The organism is Sorangiineae bacterium MSr12523 (genome assembly GCA_037157775.1).
In the GTDB taxonomy this organism is placed as follows: domain Bacteria; phylum Myxococcota_A; class Polyangia; order Polyangiales; family Polyangiaceae; genus Pendulispora; species Pendulispora brunnea.
The window spans coordinates 6,628,678-6,643,245 of record CP089982.1 but is presented as its reverse complement, the minus strand read 5'-3'; the positions used below and the strand labels follow the sequence as shown (position 1 = coordinate 6,643,245).

The following is a 14,568-nucleotide window of genomic DNA, read 5'->3' as shown; positions in this document are numbered from 1 at the left end:
TAGCCAGCTTCAGCAGACACGGGGAGATCGAACATGAGCGACCGCACGCTGTATCGACGATGGTCTGCTTCACTCATTGCATTGGGACTCCTTTTGGCCTCCGCCGCCGCGGATGCCCAGACGACGCCGGAGCCGGCACCCGCGCCGCCGGCGCCCGTGCCCGAACCACCTCCAACCGCCGAGCCGGCGCCGCCGCCCGCGCTGCAGCCCCCCATACCGGACGCGCCGCCGCCAACGCCGACCCCCGCGGTGGCACCGCCGGCGCCTCCTGCGCCCGAGCCGGTGAAATATCCTATCGTGGGGCCGAATCGCGAGCTGCGGCTCAGCGAGAACGTGGCACTTCGATTGGGTGTGCAAGCACAGGTCTGGGCAGACTCGTCGCAGGATTCCAATCGGGAGCCCGATGGCGGCACGGGCGATCACCAGAACAACTTCATCCTGCGGCGGGGCCGCATCCTCGCGGGTGCGAACTTAATGAAGAACATCACGGTGTACGTTCTTCTGGAAAGTTCGTCGTTGGGTATGGCCACCAACAGCACCACGAGCAACAACAAAAACTTCAACCCGCCCCAAATTCTCGATGCGTGGGGTGAGGTGAAGTTCCATGACGCGTTCATGCTCGAAGGGGGCCTCATGATCGTCCCCGTGAGCCGCAATCACGTCATGGCCACGACCACCTATCTTGGCCTCGACACCGGCAACACCACCGCCGTCACCCTCGGCGCCTTACAGACATCCGTGCTACGCGACGTGGGATTTCAGGCCAAGGGGCAGCTCTTCGGCGACCGCTTCGAATACCGTCTCGGTGTCTTTTCGGGCATCCGGGAAGCCCCGCATGGCACGCCGCAGGTGGAGGTGGGGGCGCAGAACTCGCCCAGGTTTTCCAGTTACCTCCAATTCAATTTTCTCGATCCCGAAAAGGGATACGTCTTCCACGGCACCTATTACGGCCGAAAGAAGGTTCTCGGGATCAGCTCCGGCGTCGATCTCCAGAAGGGCTCGGGGCTCGATCCGTATTACGCTGTCTCCGGCGCCGCGTTCACGGCCATTCCACTCAACGGAGATGCCAAGGCCGGGGGAGACGAAATTGGCGCCTTCGTCAACTACACGTATTACGACGGCCAGGAAACGGCGCGCACGCTCGCCGGCCAGAACGATGTCCTCGTCGAAGCGGCCTACTTCAACAAAACGATAAATATGTCTGCCTTCGGCAAGTTCGAAGGTCAGTTCTTTGGCCGCGACGAAACGCAGGTGGCCAATCGAATCTGGTTTGGCGGCGGGCTAAAATACCACCTATACGAAAATTACTGCAACTTCACGGTCGCGTACAATCGCTCGCAGTTTCCAAACGCTCCCACCTCCGGAGAGGGCGCCAAGAACTCGACGAATCAGTTTACGTTCGCCATGCAGCTCTACTACTTCTGAGACAGGCTGCGTTCGCAATCAAGTTGCATGAAATGCGCTAGCCGGGGGACCGGCTAGCGGTGCGAAAGGCGTCTGCCGCCATCAGATGCTCTTTGCGGTGCCGTGTGCCGGACGCGTGGTCTTGCTCTTTCGAACTCGCTTGCCGTGCGCCGCCGGCAAACGGGGCAACGCTGCTTTCGGGGGGCTCGGTGCTGCCGCGGGCGCGGGGGGCTCCTCGACGGGGCGGCTCATCGACGCAGCGGGCGGCTGAAACGGGGCAGGGGCGGCCGTCGCTTTGACGGCGCCGGCCGTGGCGCGTTCCGGATTCTTCGCAGGTCGCTTGGCCTTCTTCGAGCGGTGTCCGCGGGTCGACGATGCCGCAGCGACAGGGTGCGCCTGCCCCGAGGCCAAGGTCTCGGCTTGGGCCTGAGATGCAACGACTGCGCTGAAGAGGAAGGCACACGACACGACGAGAAGGCGCATGGCCAGCACGATAGGCCCGCTCCCTGCTCGGGTAAAGTTTCCGACCGCTCTCGTGCAACGCTCGAGCACGGTGAGGTCGAAGGTCGCCGTTGAACAGCACCATCACGGTGAGCGCGCTTCGCCGTCAATATTGATGCCATCAATATTGACGCCAAAAGTCGAGGGGATGTACCACTTCTTCGTCCGGCGCCAGCTGGCGGAGGTGCGGACATCACCGGCGCGCATCAAGGAATGGTACGAACCGCTACCGAACTCCGCGCAGCGTTCGCAAGTCGATGTCCTTTTTCTCGACGTCGCGACGGTTGGGATCAGCGGCCCGTGACGAGCATGTCCTCGATGGTCGCCGTCGCGCGTCCTTCGGGATCCGAGAAGCGGAGGTAGCGTTGCCGGCTTGCGATCGAATCCGACTCTTTGGCGTCGGATGGTACGTCGACGGTGCATCGATTCGAGCCATCGTCGCTGATTCGGTTGAAGCCGCAGTTCTTCTCGGTGAAGTACCGTCCTCTGCGCGCCGCGTACAGGATGGGAAGCATATCCCACGCGTCGTGGTTGACGCCCGGGCCGTAGCCGATTTCGAAGGCCATGCGCACGGGGCTGTCCAAGGGTGCTTCCGTCGAAACGCGCTTTCCGAGCTTCACGAACGATTCGAGCCCGCTGAACGTGATGGGGGTCGGCCAATGGTCCACCGCGTGGCGTGTACCCGCGGGATCGAGTTTGAAGTTGAACTCGGGCCCAGTGTCGCTGTACGGGTATTTGCCGCCCATCAGCACGAGGCGCGCGACCTTCCTCGAAACCAGCTCGGCGCCGGAAAGCGCACTCGCGGCGTCGGGGCGGGAGTCGAGCAGCGCAGCCAAGTTGGTCGCCGCGCCCACCGAGACGATGACCACGCTGTGATCCTTCTCTGCGGCGAGCAGCTTCCGATACAGGTGAATGGCGTTCGGCGCCGCGGAGCCTCCCGTGAGATCGTGCGGAAAGCGCTCGACGAGATGCCCGACGTAATCATGGGATAGATCGCATTTCGACGCGTCCGTGGGCTGTAATGCACCAATCGGGATATCGGGATGGCCATAATACGTATTCACGACATCCACGGCGGCCGCGCCTGCATTGCCCCGCGTGTCCACCATCACACCGAGCAGCCGCACCTCGCCGCGCGAGTGCATCGAATTGACCATGGCCAGCGCCCCGATGTCGTCCACATCGGCGCAAATGTCGGTATCCACGAGCAAAGGTAGCGCGCCATTGGTCTCTGCCGAGGGGCTCATGGCTGTCGTGGCAGGTGACTCGTGGCCGTGCGCACACCCAACGAGCAAGAATGCAGCGAGACTCTTTCGGATCATGGAAAAAAGACATGCCCCACCTCGCGCGCCCTGTCGAGTGCGCGGCACACTTTGCGGCAAGTAGCATGCGGTACTCACTTTTCTGAATCGTCACACCACGTCGATATCTCCGCGACCTCCGCGTTCGCGCCAGGAACGATCTTGCGCAATCTGCCACTCCAGCGGGGTGTAGCCGTCCACGAACTCCATGGCCAAATTGAGCCGCGGGCAGCGGTCATTGTGCCGCCAACGATGCCATGGCTGAACAATGTCGAACGTGCCGTGCACAAGAACCGAATGCCGCATTCCAATTCGGCGGCGGCCTTGGCTGTACGCTTCCTGCCTCGTGCGCGGTCCGGCTCTTCACCGGGCTCGGGGACGAGATGCTGGTGGCGTGGAATGTGTAGACCCGTGCGGCCATGCGCACTTTTTCGCGGGTCGGCTTCGCGCTTTGGGTTCTGGTGGGCGGGGCGCTTTTTCTCAGCTTGGTATTGGCCATTTGGCCTTGCACGGTCGATGACACCTTCATCACTCTGCGGTACGGCCGGAACTGGGCCGAGGGGTTCGGCCCCGTCTTCAACCCCGGTGAACGCGCCGAAGGGTACACGTCCTTCGTATGGACGCTGTTTGCCGCGGCGATCCATGGGCTCCCGTTCAATGCCGAACTTTTGGCCAAGGTGGGTTCCCTGCTCGCTACGGTGGCGGGGATAGGTGTGACGGCGGCGCTCGCAAGGACATGGATGCACACGCACGTCACGAGCGCCCCCGATGACACACAGCCGAGCGATGCCGGCGTGTGTGCGGCCGTCCTCGCCGCTGCCTTCCTCCTCGCGTATCTCGGAACGGCCGCACACGCCGTCTCGGGCATGGAGACCGCGCTCTACACGACGATGTGCACGGTGCTTTTTCTGTGTGCCGTACGGCTTCTCGATCGGGCTTGCGAGCCCGCGCACGGTCCGAGCTACCGGCGCAGCACGTATCTGTTTGCGACGAGCGCCCTCGTGCTCGGCCTCGTTCGGCCCGATGGGAATCTGGTGGCAGCCGTCACCGCCACGGTCCTCTGGATCCAGCTTCCCCATGCACTGCGTCGCGGCTTCGTCGTGAAGCTCGCGCTCGTGTACGTGCTGCCCGGCGCAATCTATTTCCTATGGCGCTGGCATTATTATGGGTGCCTTTTGCCACTTCCATTTTACGTAAAGACCGAAAAGGTCACGATGTTTGCCGGCGCAGACGAGGCGTGGGGCTTCGTCGCGAACCTTCTTTGGGGCGAGCTTCCCATCGCCGCGCTTGCCGCACTCGGTGCATTTTGGCAACGCCGGCGCGCGGCCGCGCCGCTGCTCGCCGCACTCGCGCTCTTTGCCTTTTACCTCTTTCCCGCCCCGCTCATGGCGTACAACCATCGGTACCTGCACCCGCTGGTTCCGTTCGTCGCGGCGTTGGCCGGCGTTGGATTTTCCGAGGCTCGAGAGCGTCTTCGTCGCCATATCGAGCGAGGCTGGCGGTGGGTGTCCCTCGATGTGGGGGCGCTCGCGACGTTCGTGCTCCTCGTTCCCACGCACTTTCTGATGTTCCGTGACGTGAACCTGGAGGACAAACTTGCGTACGCCGAGGGTTTGCGGCGGGCGCACATCGCCATTGCACACGATTTGGCCACGGTCCCGCGGCAAGCTGGCAAGGAACCGACGATGGCGCTGCTCGACAATGGAGTGCTCCCGTATATGTCACGCTGGCGGGCCATCGATACCTATGGTTTGAACGACGTCTACGTCGCACAAGGCGGGCGCGGGGATGCCGCGTACGTGCTCAATCAATGGCCCGACATACTGATTCTCATTTCATCGCGCGCCGATCGATTCGACCCCGTCTTTGCGTACGAGTCGCGGCTGTACCACGAAGCAATGCGGCGCGGTTACGAACCCATCGATGTCAAAGCGTTCGCGCCGGACTACCAGCTATGGGTCTTTGCGCCCAACTCGACCGCGCAAGCACTCGACGACGAACTCGCGGAAGGCGATCACCTTTCGGGGAAGGTGACGTGCGCTAGGGTACAAGAACCAGAGCTGTCCTTGCGGCACAGTCCATTGTGGGAGCGCATGGACCAACTCTCCGGCGGTGACATCCGACCCCGCGACGAAGGTCGGAAGCAATCCGATGCCCGCACCTTGCCGGAGTATTTCGCGCATGAAGAACATGTCATCGCACCGGATCGGGCCACGGCACCCGACGGTGGCAGTGCCGTTTGGCCCGACGAGCTTCAACCGCTCGGCGTGACGGAAGGTGACCCACGAATGCTTGGCGAGATCGTCGGGTGACCGTGGCCTCCCTTTGCGCGCGAGGTAGCCCGGAGATGCAAATAGTTGCAGATGGACGGCCCCGATCTTCTGGGCGGTCAGCGACGAGTCCTTGAGCGGCCGGCTAGCGATACGGAATGCGATATCGATCCCCTCGGCAACCAAGTCGACGAACGCATTCGTGAGGCGGAGATCGATCTCCAGGCCGGGATGCAGCGACGAGAAGCGGGCCACTATCGGAGCGAGCACCGTGGAACCGAGGTCAATCGGTGCCGTGATGCGGAGCTGCCCCGATACCGATTCTTGGACCTCGGGTAGGTCAAGGACCGATCGCTGAAGGGATGCGAGCGGCGCCGACGCACGCTCCAGCAGCGCCGTACCTGCCGTGGTCAGTGACACCTGTCGGGTGGTCCGATGAAAGAGCCGAACGTTCATCGCGCCTTCGAGTGCCGCAATGCCGCGGCTAACGGACGACTTCCGGACGTTCAACTTCACGGCGGCGCGAGAGAAACTCGATGTCTCCGCGACGGCTACGAAGAGCGGGAGGAGGTTGAAATCGATTGTTCCCATTTTGGAGACACTGTAGCGCTGTTCGAGCATCTAGTGCATTCCGAGCAACGATGCAGAATGCCATCAGAAGCGCTGATCATGGCGACAAGGACCAAGGAAAACCTCACATGAAGAACGTCAAGGCAAGTGCGCGTATCGCCTCCACCCTGCTGGCGGTGGCACTGACGGTAGGCACGGCGGCCTGCGCAACGACCGCCCCCGCGGGTTCAGAGGCGCTCGAGGCCAAGCAGCTCGCCCTCTTCGACGACCTCGACTTCAACGTCTACACGAACCAAAAGTGGGGCGAGCTCGGTCGCACCCACTCGAAAGACATCGTGGTCCATTGGCCGGACGGACACACGACGACAGGCATCGAGAAGCACATCGAGGACCTGAAGGGCATGTTCGTCTGGGCTCCGGACACGCGCATCCAGGAGCACCCGATCAAGATCGCCAAGAAGGATTGGACAGCCGTAACCGGCGTGCTGGAAGGCACGTTCACGAAGCCCATGCCGATAGGTGACGGCAAAACGATTCCGCCAACGGGCAAGGCGTTCAAGATCCAGATGGTCACCGTAGGCCATTGGTCGCCGGACGGTGTCATGCACGAGGAGTATCTCTTCTGGGATAACCAGGAGTTCATGAAGGAGATCGGGCTCGGCAAATAGACCCGAGGCGAGGTAAGCTCGCACGCTGGCTGACAATCGATGTATAGAAGAGGCCATGAGTCGTCTCTGGAACGTGCTGAAACGCCTCGCGCGCTCCGCAGGGGCGGGCGCGTTTGCGACCTTGGCGGACCTCGGCGTGCTCGCGTTCCTGACGAGCGGAGTGCGACTCGGGCCACGCGTGGCGAGCATTCCGGCCTTCACGACCGGCGCCATCGTCATGTACTTCGGTCAGAAGTACTTTGCATTTGGCGAGCGCGGGAAGATCCGCAGGGCGCAAGTCGTGCTCTTCGCCGTGGTGCAGTTCGTGGGCCTCGCCTTGAACGCCGCCCTTTTCGAAAGTGTGATGCGATTCATCCCGAGCACGCGACCTTTCTACCTGCCCGTGCGCCTCGTGACGACGAACCTCGTGTGGCTCGCGTACAGCTTTCCGGTCTGGCACCTCGTTTTTCGCGATCGTGCTTCTTCCGATGACCGGAGGTAGCGCAGACACATCATCCCACCTAACATAACGGCAACCGTGGGCCTTCACGCGGCGTGCGCGCCCTCAGCGTCTTCGACGGAATGCGCGCTTCCGGGACCACGGCGGGTGAATTCATCGGTTGCAAAATTATCGAAGTCGGCAATGTCGGATTGATTGATACGGAATCTCCCTCACACATGGGCTCTGGGCCTAGTGTCATCTCCGCTTGCCACCGCCAACGACGTACGCAACAGCACCCCCGGGGTTCGGCGTCCATTCGGCATCGGCCATCTGCCTCCGCCCCCTCCGTCAGCATCGGGCTCGACGACGAACTATCACGCTCGTCACGTCGGAGCATCGCGTAGAGAGACTCGATGTTACTCCGACTCCATCGCGGATATACGACGGAACGAGAGGGAATGAATGCCATTTGCACCTAACGCAATACCGCCGCACTCAGTCACGTACCGCACCGAATGGTTAAATTGAATTGCTGCTTGATTTGTCGTTCGACACCGGTTACCAAATTAATAACAGCGGTTGCCAAAGCAAACTTGGATGGGACACCGTTGGTCCGGCCTAGCGTGTATTCCGCGCCAGCCTTGGCCGGCAGTTCGAAGTCTTCGGACGACCATGTCTTCCCGAGTCAATCCCTTTTGGACCTCATGGTGAGCTTCTTCTCGCCCAGGCCGGGGAATTCGAAGCTCTCATAGGAAAAAAGGGCGAGACTTGAGACCGTTTCGCGCCGAGCGACTCGATATTTCGCTCGGTGTTGTCAATTGGCGCCAGGGCAACCCCATATGAGCGTACGCGTTCAACCCACTACGGGCTATCCTATTCGGTGCAGTGTTTCGGGCTTCGTTCTCGCAAGAAAAGGACATAAGCGCCTGCAAGGAGATGACGACGATGTCCCGTAGAGCATTCTCCGACATGGCGGTGAACCCGCCACGGTTCCGTGTCCGCGCTCTGACCGGTGCTGGCGGATGCGTCGTCGAAGGCGTGCGCCTTCACGGTGGCCTCTCCACGGATATGGTAGACGCACTTAATTCCGCGCTTCTCAGTTGCAAAGTGCTCTTCTTCCGTGACCAGCAGCACCTGGACTCGGACGAGCAAGAGAGAGTCGCCGCGCTGTTCGGCGTACCATTCACGCACCCGAATGCGTTGGGCAACTCGGGCGCTGCCATGCTGATATTGTCGTCAGACACGTTCTCGGAGACGGATAACAAGCATCCCCGGAACGACGTATGGCACGTCGACGGCGCATACTTGGACGCCTATCCCAAGATAGCAGTCCTCCAGGCCGTGGTTGTACCACCATTTGGAGATACGCTGTGGGCCAACACCGCAACCGCGTACCGTCGCCTTGCGGAACCGCTGCGGCGTCTGGCCGATCGACTATGGGTTCGGCATTCCAATGCCCCCTGTCTAGCGCCTCCCGACGCACGAACTGCGGCCGCAGCCGCCCGTTTCGAGGCTTTGCATCCGATGGTCATCGTTCATCCAGAGACGCGCGAGCGATCGCTGTTGCTGGGCAACTTGGCGCAACGCATCGATGGGCTCTCTGCCAGAGAATCGGCGGTGCTCATCGATCTCTTCCAATCGCACATCGAACGGCCGGAGCACGTCATTCGGTGGAGCTGGCGGGAGGGAGACGTCGCCATCTGGGACGCGAGGTCCAGCCAAAACTTCACCGTCGACGACTACGGCGAGCAGGAGCGATTGATGAGGCGCGTCTTGGTAAAGGGTGAAGCGCCCATTGGCGTGGATGGCCGGCGGAGCGTGGCGGTGTATTAGAAGTCACGCCGTGGCCTCAACGCCACCCGTCCTGGAGGCGAGAGGCTCTCTCGAGCCAGACGTGTGCGCCTGCCGCCTTCAGGTGCTTCCGGGCCAAGGCCAGAAGCGCAAATGCAGCCCCGCGATGACGTGAAGCCCGACGCTCGGCGAGGGTCAGCAAGGTAATGCCGAGCTGCAAAACGTTGCCCGATTCATTGGCCAATTCACGCGCGATCTCGAGCTGATGGTCACCCGTTGCCCCCGGAAAGATGGCCGCGAGCGCCCGCCGAGCGAGAATTTCATCGAAGGTATTCCCACGGACCGCACCGGTGGCCCGTGCCAGGGCGAGTTCGGCGGCTTCGCGCGCCGCAGGGACATTGCCCACCGCCTGCTCCAATCGGGACATGTAGACGAGTGCGAAGGTCTCCAGCCGAAAATCGCGCGCACGCGCGTCGGAGATGGCCTTCGAGAGCGCGGACCGCGCAGCATCGTATTCTTTGCGGAGCACCAAGAGACAAGCGCTGTACACCGCGACATAGATTTTGAGCCAGTCATCGCCGGGCATGACCTTTTCGCTGATTTGTGCGCCCCGTTGCACAATCGCGGTGGCTAGCTCGACATCGCACCGCTCCAGGGAGTAAACCGGCGTAAAAATGGCGAGGTTGCGCTCGGGGAGGGGCGGATTGCCCACCCGGCGCATCCGGTCGTTCATCTCGGCATGGTAGCGGTCGAACTGAGACGCATCCCCGATGACCGCCGCGCGCACCACCAGCGACAAGAGATGATAAATGCGGATCTCCGGAATTCCCAATTCGTCCGCAACCTCGAGCACGTCCGAGGTTGCGCGGGGATCGAGCTCATTCCCCATGAGTGCCGACATGAGATTCAGGAAATAGCTGCCCATCGCCAGGGTCCAATAAAGCCGCGCCGGTGCGCCTGTTTTCTCGGCGCGAAACGCGCGAAGCACGGTCAAGTGATCCCTCATCTCTTGGACGAGGCTCACGAAATGTCCGTGGTGGAGCAGTCCCCCACCGCCCGCGATATGGGCCGCGGCGCAGAAGGGCGAATCCTTACCATTTTCCGTGTCGGCGCTCTCGAGCGCACTTTGAAACTCCGCCGAACGGCCCATGATGGCCAGCGCCATGCATTGCAGAATTCGATATTCGGATCTCTTGAGGAAAGCTTCCTCCGCGCTCATCCGTGCGTGGACCGAAATCTCGCGGAACACCCTTTTCGGTTCCGTGAGCATCCGACGATGCACGATCTCGCGTCCCGCATCGAGATCGAGCGTTCTATCCCAGTAAGAAAAGAGCTTCGAAGCGAATACGAACGATATGGGGGTGTCGCAGCTGTAACCGATTTCGATGAGCTTTCCCAAGGCGGGCACTTGGAGCTCGGTCCGATTGGGATAATTGCGGTGCTTTTCCAGGAGTGCCTCGGCCTCTTTGAGGATCCGATATCCCTCGAGCATGCCGCTGTTGGCCAGAAGATGCTGCGCGGCGAACAGCAGAGGAGCAATGGCTCGTGCGGGCTCGAGCGAACGCGCAAAATGGTAACCCACGGAGCGGGCCCCAGCAGGGCTGCTTCCCACCGTGCGATCGAGGTACTCCGCGATCCGCCCGTGATAAAGACGCTGCTCGAGAGCCGGCGTGGCAGCGTAAATCGTCTCGTGCACGGTATCGTGCGTAAAGTGGTACGTCCCGTCTGCGTATTGCAGGAACTGGCGCTCCACGGCCTCTTCCAGGGATAGAAATAGCTTCTCTTCGCTCAGCTCTCCCGCGGCGCGCACGAGCGCCATATCGAGGATGCGTCCGGCCGGAGCGGCGCGCCGCAGAAAATCGAGTTGGTCCTGCGAGAGCGTGGAAAGACGCTGGCGAATCACTTCCCCGATGCTGCTGGGCAGCGCGATGGTTCCCAGATCCGCGTGGGCATGCCATTCCCCGTCGGGCCGGCTCAGCGCACCTCGCTCGACCAGGGCGCGCAAGCACTCGGTGGCGAAAAAGACGTTTCCGCCCGTCGTGCCATACAGATTGTCGATGAATGTACGGGGCACGTCGAAACCGGGCAGAGCGAGCGAAACCAACTCGCGCAATTGCCCGTGCGACAGAGGAGGAAGCTTCAAGATTTCGGCCGCGCCCGCAAAAACGGTGTGATAGAGCGGCGAAAAGGTGAGCTCGTCCGATCGAAGGGTTCCGCAGACGAGCCCGCGCGTGCCGTGAAGTGCATGGACGATGACGTTGAGATGCTCGATTGTGGCATCGTCGGCCCAGTGGAGGTCCTCGAAGGCAAGGACGAATCGCCGCACCTTGGCCAGCTCGGTGAGCCAGCGGGAGAGCGCTTCGAACACAATGAGCTTGCCTTCCTGCGGCGCCCGCGCGAAGCCCTCGGCATTCGCATGCTCGGTGGCGAAAAGAGGTGCGAGCGGTCCGGAAATACGCGCGAGCATCTCCGGCGGCGTGATCGGTAAAAGAAGTCGTAAGGCGTGTTTGAGCGGCGTTAGCGGCGCGACGCCTTCGGCGTGGCATTGGCCAATGGCCACCGTGATATCGGCCAGTTTGGCCTGAAGCTCCAGCTCGGATAGAAGGCGCGACTTGCCGGTGCCGGCGGGGGCGGCAATGAACACCGCGCGAGCGTTACCTCGCTCCGCGGCATGCAACGCCTCCATCAAGCGCTCGGATTCGTGCTTCCGCCCCACGACGATGGGCACGTGGAGATAGCTGGCCCGGCAACCGAGTGGCTCTTCGAACGCCGCCGCACCCGTGGCCTTGGCGAGAGCCACCATCAACGCGTTCGCGTTGGGATATCGCTGGGCCGGATCCTTGGCCAGTAGGCGCAGGAGAATGCTTTCCAGTCGGGGATCGATCGACGGCAAAATCGAGGACGGTGTGGGCGGTTCCTGGTCCCGGTGCGCGCGCAGGATCTCGGTAACGGTCTGCCCATTGAAGGGATATTGTCCGGTCGCGGCGAAAAAACCGAGTACCCCGAGCGAGTAAAGATCGGCGCGGCCATCGATGGCACTCCCGACGAGCCACTCCGGGGCGATGTACGCAGCCGTTCCCCAAAGGCGCCCGGCCGTCGGGGTTCCGAGTTGGTGCATCACGCCGAAATCCATCAATTTGATATCACCGTTCGGCAGCAGACGAATGTTGTCGGCCTTGATATCGCAATGCACGAAGAGCCGGGCGTGGATGAACGCAAGCGTCTGCGCAATGCGCATGAGCAAATCGAATACTTCGTTGGAGGCAAGAGGGGACTTGTGCACGCGGGCATTGACGTCCTCTCCATCGACGCGCTCCATGGTGATGTAGCGATTGCCCGACGGGAGAAGGCCGCAGTCGTACACTTTGAGGGTGAAGGGGTGCCGCAGCCTCTTCATCGCGAAGAATTCGCGACGAACCATGAGCACACTCTCTTCGACGTCGTCGTGGTGAACGTCCGGGAATGCCTCGATTTCCTTGAGGGCCACGCGCCGTCCCTCGACGACGTCGTGCGCGAGCCAAACGCGAGAGGTCCCTCCGATTCCCAGCAGCTTTTCGATGCGGTACCTGCCGTCCACCTCCTCGCCAGGTTGCAGAAACGTGGAGTCCGTCGCCTCGCCGCGAAGATGCGTGATGCTTCGGCTGGTGAGCGTTTCGGTGCGGACCATCCCGGGATCGTCCGTGACGTCTTCAGGACGGATGCTTCGCTGGGTCACGCGCGCAGTCTACCATCGCACGATCGACCGCGCGCGGCCGTAAGCCATGCGTTGATTCGAAGTTGCTAGTGCAGAGCTCGCGCGAATCGTTTCAAGAATCGTTTGGGCGCGCAGCCGCGGCAACCGCGTGATGCACCCGGAGGCATCCGTCCGATTCGTCAGGGCGAGTTCCCCGCCGTGAGCTCCCGCGATCCGGCGTAATCCGGCGTAATCGTGCGATGCCGATACCCGTGCCACCGTTTGGTCGTGAAGAACGGAACCAGCGCACCGAGCTCGCGCCGGGAGTTGTCCTGAGAAACGACCTCAGCGTCGCGAGCGCGTGATCGATCGAGCATCGGGCCCTCGAGGCCAACGCGTTGCGCGTCTTTGCCCTCGACAATGCATCGCGCAAGCCTCGAAGCGCGAGCAGCATATCTCGACACCAAAGGCGACGTCGATTGGCGCGAATGGTCTAATGATTTGATGACCAGCGAGCATTGATGGTTGCCATGCCCAGTCATACGATGCGCAATAGCATGGGATCCATGACTCGCTTGGCGTCTGCTTCTTGCACCGTCGTCGTTGCGTCGATGATGGCGATTTTGCCAACTACCGCACAGGCAGCGGAATCGGAGTATGACTATTCCGTACTGCTAAAAGCCGGCGACCTCGCGCCAAATGGTGAGCGGCTGGGGGGTATATTCGAAGTCTGGTCGCTGAACGATCGTGGCCAATTGGCATTCGATACCGATCTGACCCCCTCCGGAGCCGTCGGCATCTATCGTTACGATCGTGGACACATCCTCGAGATTGCGAAAAGTGGAGGCGCGGCGCCGGGCGGCGGTACCTTCAAATTCCCCATTACGATGAGCATGAACGGGTCGGGGGACGTGGCATTCACGGGATTGCTCGAACCTGGCGGACTTCTGCCGCGGGGGGCGGGGGCGGGCGTCTATGCCTATTCCTCCCGCACCGGTTCCCTGCGTGCCGTGCTGACCCCGGGGGTAACGCGCGCGCCCGGCGGTGGAGTCTTTCGCGGGGTGAATGTTCACGAAGAGATCAATGACAACGGCGTTGTATCCTTTCCAGGCCTTCACCCCACCCCGCATGGCATCCCTGGCAATCCAAGCGGCTTGGGCTCGGGCATCTTTCGCGCGGATCCCGACGGCCGCATCGCCGGCCTGGCCGTACCGGGCGATCCCGCACCCGGCGGTGTTCTCGATTTTGCGTACAACGCGACCATCAACGAACGCGGTGACGTTGCGTTTGGTGGCCATATTTTGGGCGAGGAGTGCGTAGACAATCCCGCCGATGAGAAGGTGATCCACTGCAGAACGGGCGTCTATACGCGAAGAGCGGGCGGCCCGATTACCACGGTCGCCCATCGCGGCGATCCGGCCCCCAAAGGTGGAATCTACCGCCAGGCACACACGGCCAACATCGACCGCTGGGGCAATGTCGTGTTCATTGGCGATCTCACGCCGCCACCGGAGGAATTCGGAGCCTACACCGGCGTGTACCTCTACATGGCGGCGCTAGGATCCGTATTCCCTATCGTGCGCCCGGGCGACGCCTTGCCGGGAGGCGGCCACCTGAAGTCGGTCCACTTCGACGTGGGCTCGAAGTACCTCAGTGATTGGGGCCAAATTACCATCCCCGCGTTTCTCGACACCTTCACCAACGGGGTCCGAGATGAAGGGATCTACGTTTGGTCCCTGGGAACCCTGCACCTCGTAGCACGCACCGGAACGGTGATCCCCGGCATTGGAAAAATTGCCTCTTTTGCAAGCGCGTCGGGGTACGGCAATGTGGCTCAGAACAACCTGGGCCAGCTGTCCTTTCGAGCCCGACTGGACGACGGCCGCTTCATCGTGCTCCTCGCGTCGCCCCACGGGTTTGTAGACTGAATCCGCTCTTGGCGCGCGGCGTGGTGGCCAGTGTTGAGGCG

The 14,568-nt window shown here is 61.9% G+C and carries 11 protein-coding genes; 6 read left to right on the top strand and 5 right to left on the bottom strand.

Features of this window, described 5'->3' with window-relative positions:
- The first annotated feature begins 33 nt into the window (after nt 1-33).
- Complete coding sequence (locus tag LZC95_25600) at nt 34-1,425, top strand: hypothetical protein (protein ID WXB00177.1); 1,392 nt, start codon at nt 34-36, stop codon at nt 1,423-1,425.
- A gap of 81 nt (nt 1,426-1,506) precedes the next feature.
- On the opposite strand, the gene LZC95_25595 is transcribed toward LZC95_25600, so the two are convergent.
- Both LZC95_25595 and LZC95_25590 read right to left on the bottom strand, forming a co-directional pair.
- Nucleotides 1,507-1,887 carry a hypothetical protein gene (locus LZC95_25595; GenBank protein WXB00176.1) on the bottom strand — a complete coding sequence of 127 codons (381 nt, stop codon included), beginning with the start codon at nt 1,885-1,887 and terminating at the stop codon, nt 1,507-1,509.
- A gap of 308 nt (nt 1,888-2,195) precedes the next feature.
- Complete coding sequence (locus LZC95_25590) at nt 2,196-3,152, bottom strand: nucleoside hydrolase (protein WXB00175.1); 957 nt, start codon at nt 3,150-3,152, stop codon at nt 2,196-2,198.
- Nucleotides 3,153-3,463: 311 nt separating this feature from the next.
- Here LZC95_25590 and LZC95_25585 point away from each other — a divergent pair, with 311 nt between their 5' ends.
- A complete protein-coding gene (locus LZC95_25585; GenBank protein ID WXB00174.1) occupies nt 3,464-3,613 on the top strand; it encodes a hypothetical protein in 150 nt (49 codons plus the stop codon).
- A 1,545-nt stretch (nt 3,614-5,158) separates the two neighbouring features.
- On the opposite strand, the gene LZC95_25580 is transcribed toward LZC95_25585, so the two are convergent.
- Nucleotides 5,159-6,067: a LysR substrate-binding domain-containing protein gene (locus tag LZC95_25580; GenBank protein ID WXB00173.1), complete on the bottom strand. Its 909-nt coding sequence runs from the start codon at nt 6,065-6,067 to the stop codon at nt 5,159-5,161.
- Between the two features lie 107 nt (nt 6,068-6,174).
- On the opposite strand from LZC95_25580, the gene LZC95_25575 reads away from it, so the two are divergent.
- From LZC95_25575 to LZC95_25565, 3 genes are all read left to right on the top strand, one after another.
- Nucleotides 6,175-6,714, top strand: a complete 540-nt coding sequence (locus LZC95_25575; protein ID WXB00172.1) for an ester cyclase — start codon at nt 6,175-6,177, stop codon at nt 6,712-6,714.
- Between the two features lie 55 nt (nt 6,715-6,769).
- Nucleotides 6,770-7,195 carry a GtrA family protein gene (locus tag LZC95_25570; protein ID WXB00171.1) on the top strand — a complete coding sequence of 142 codons (426 nt, stop codon included), beginning with the start codon at nt 6,770-6,772 and terminating at the stop codon, nt 7,193-7,195.
- 885 nt (nt 7,196-8,080) lie between these two features.
- Entirely contained in the window at nt 8,081-8,968 is an 888-nt protein-coding gene (locus tag LZC95_25565; protein ID WXB00170.1) for a TauD/TfdA family dioxygenase, read from the top strand.
- 16 nt (nt 8,969-8,984) lie between these two features.
- On the opposite strand, the gene LZC95_25560 is transcribed toward LZC95_25565, so the two are convergent.
- Nucleotides 8,985-12,641 (bottom strand): protein kinase, encoded by a 3,657-nt coding sequence (locus tag LZC95_25560; protein ID WXB00169.1) that lies wholly within the window; start codon nt 12,639-12,641, stop codon nt 8,985-8,987.
- Between the two features lie 158 nt (nt 12,642-12,799).
- A complete protein-coding gene (locus LZC95_25555; protein WXB00168.1) occupies nt 12,800-12,976 on the bottom strand; it encodes a hypothetical protein in 177 nt (58 codons plus the stop codon).
- 378 nt (nt 12,977-13,354) lie between these two features.
- Between LZC95_25555 and LZC95_25550 the strand changes: the two genes are divergently transcribed.
- Nucleotides 13,355-14,527 (top strand): hypothetical protein, encoded by a 1,173-nt coding sequence (locus LZC95_25550; GenBank protein ID WXB00167.1) that lies wholly within the window; start codon nt 13,355-13,357, stop codon nt 14,525-14,527.
- Nucleotides 14,528-14,568 lie beyond the last annotated feature (41 nt).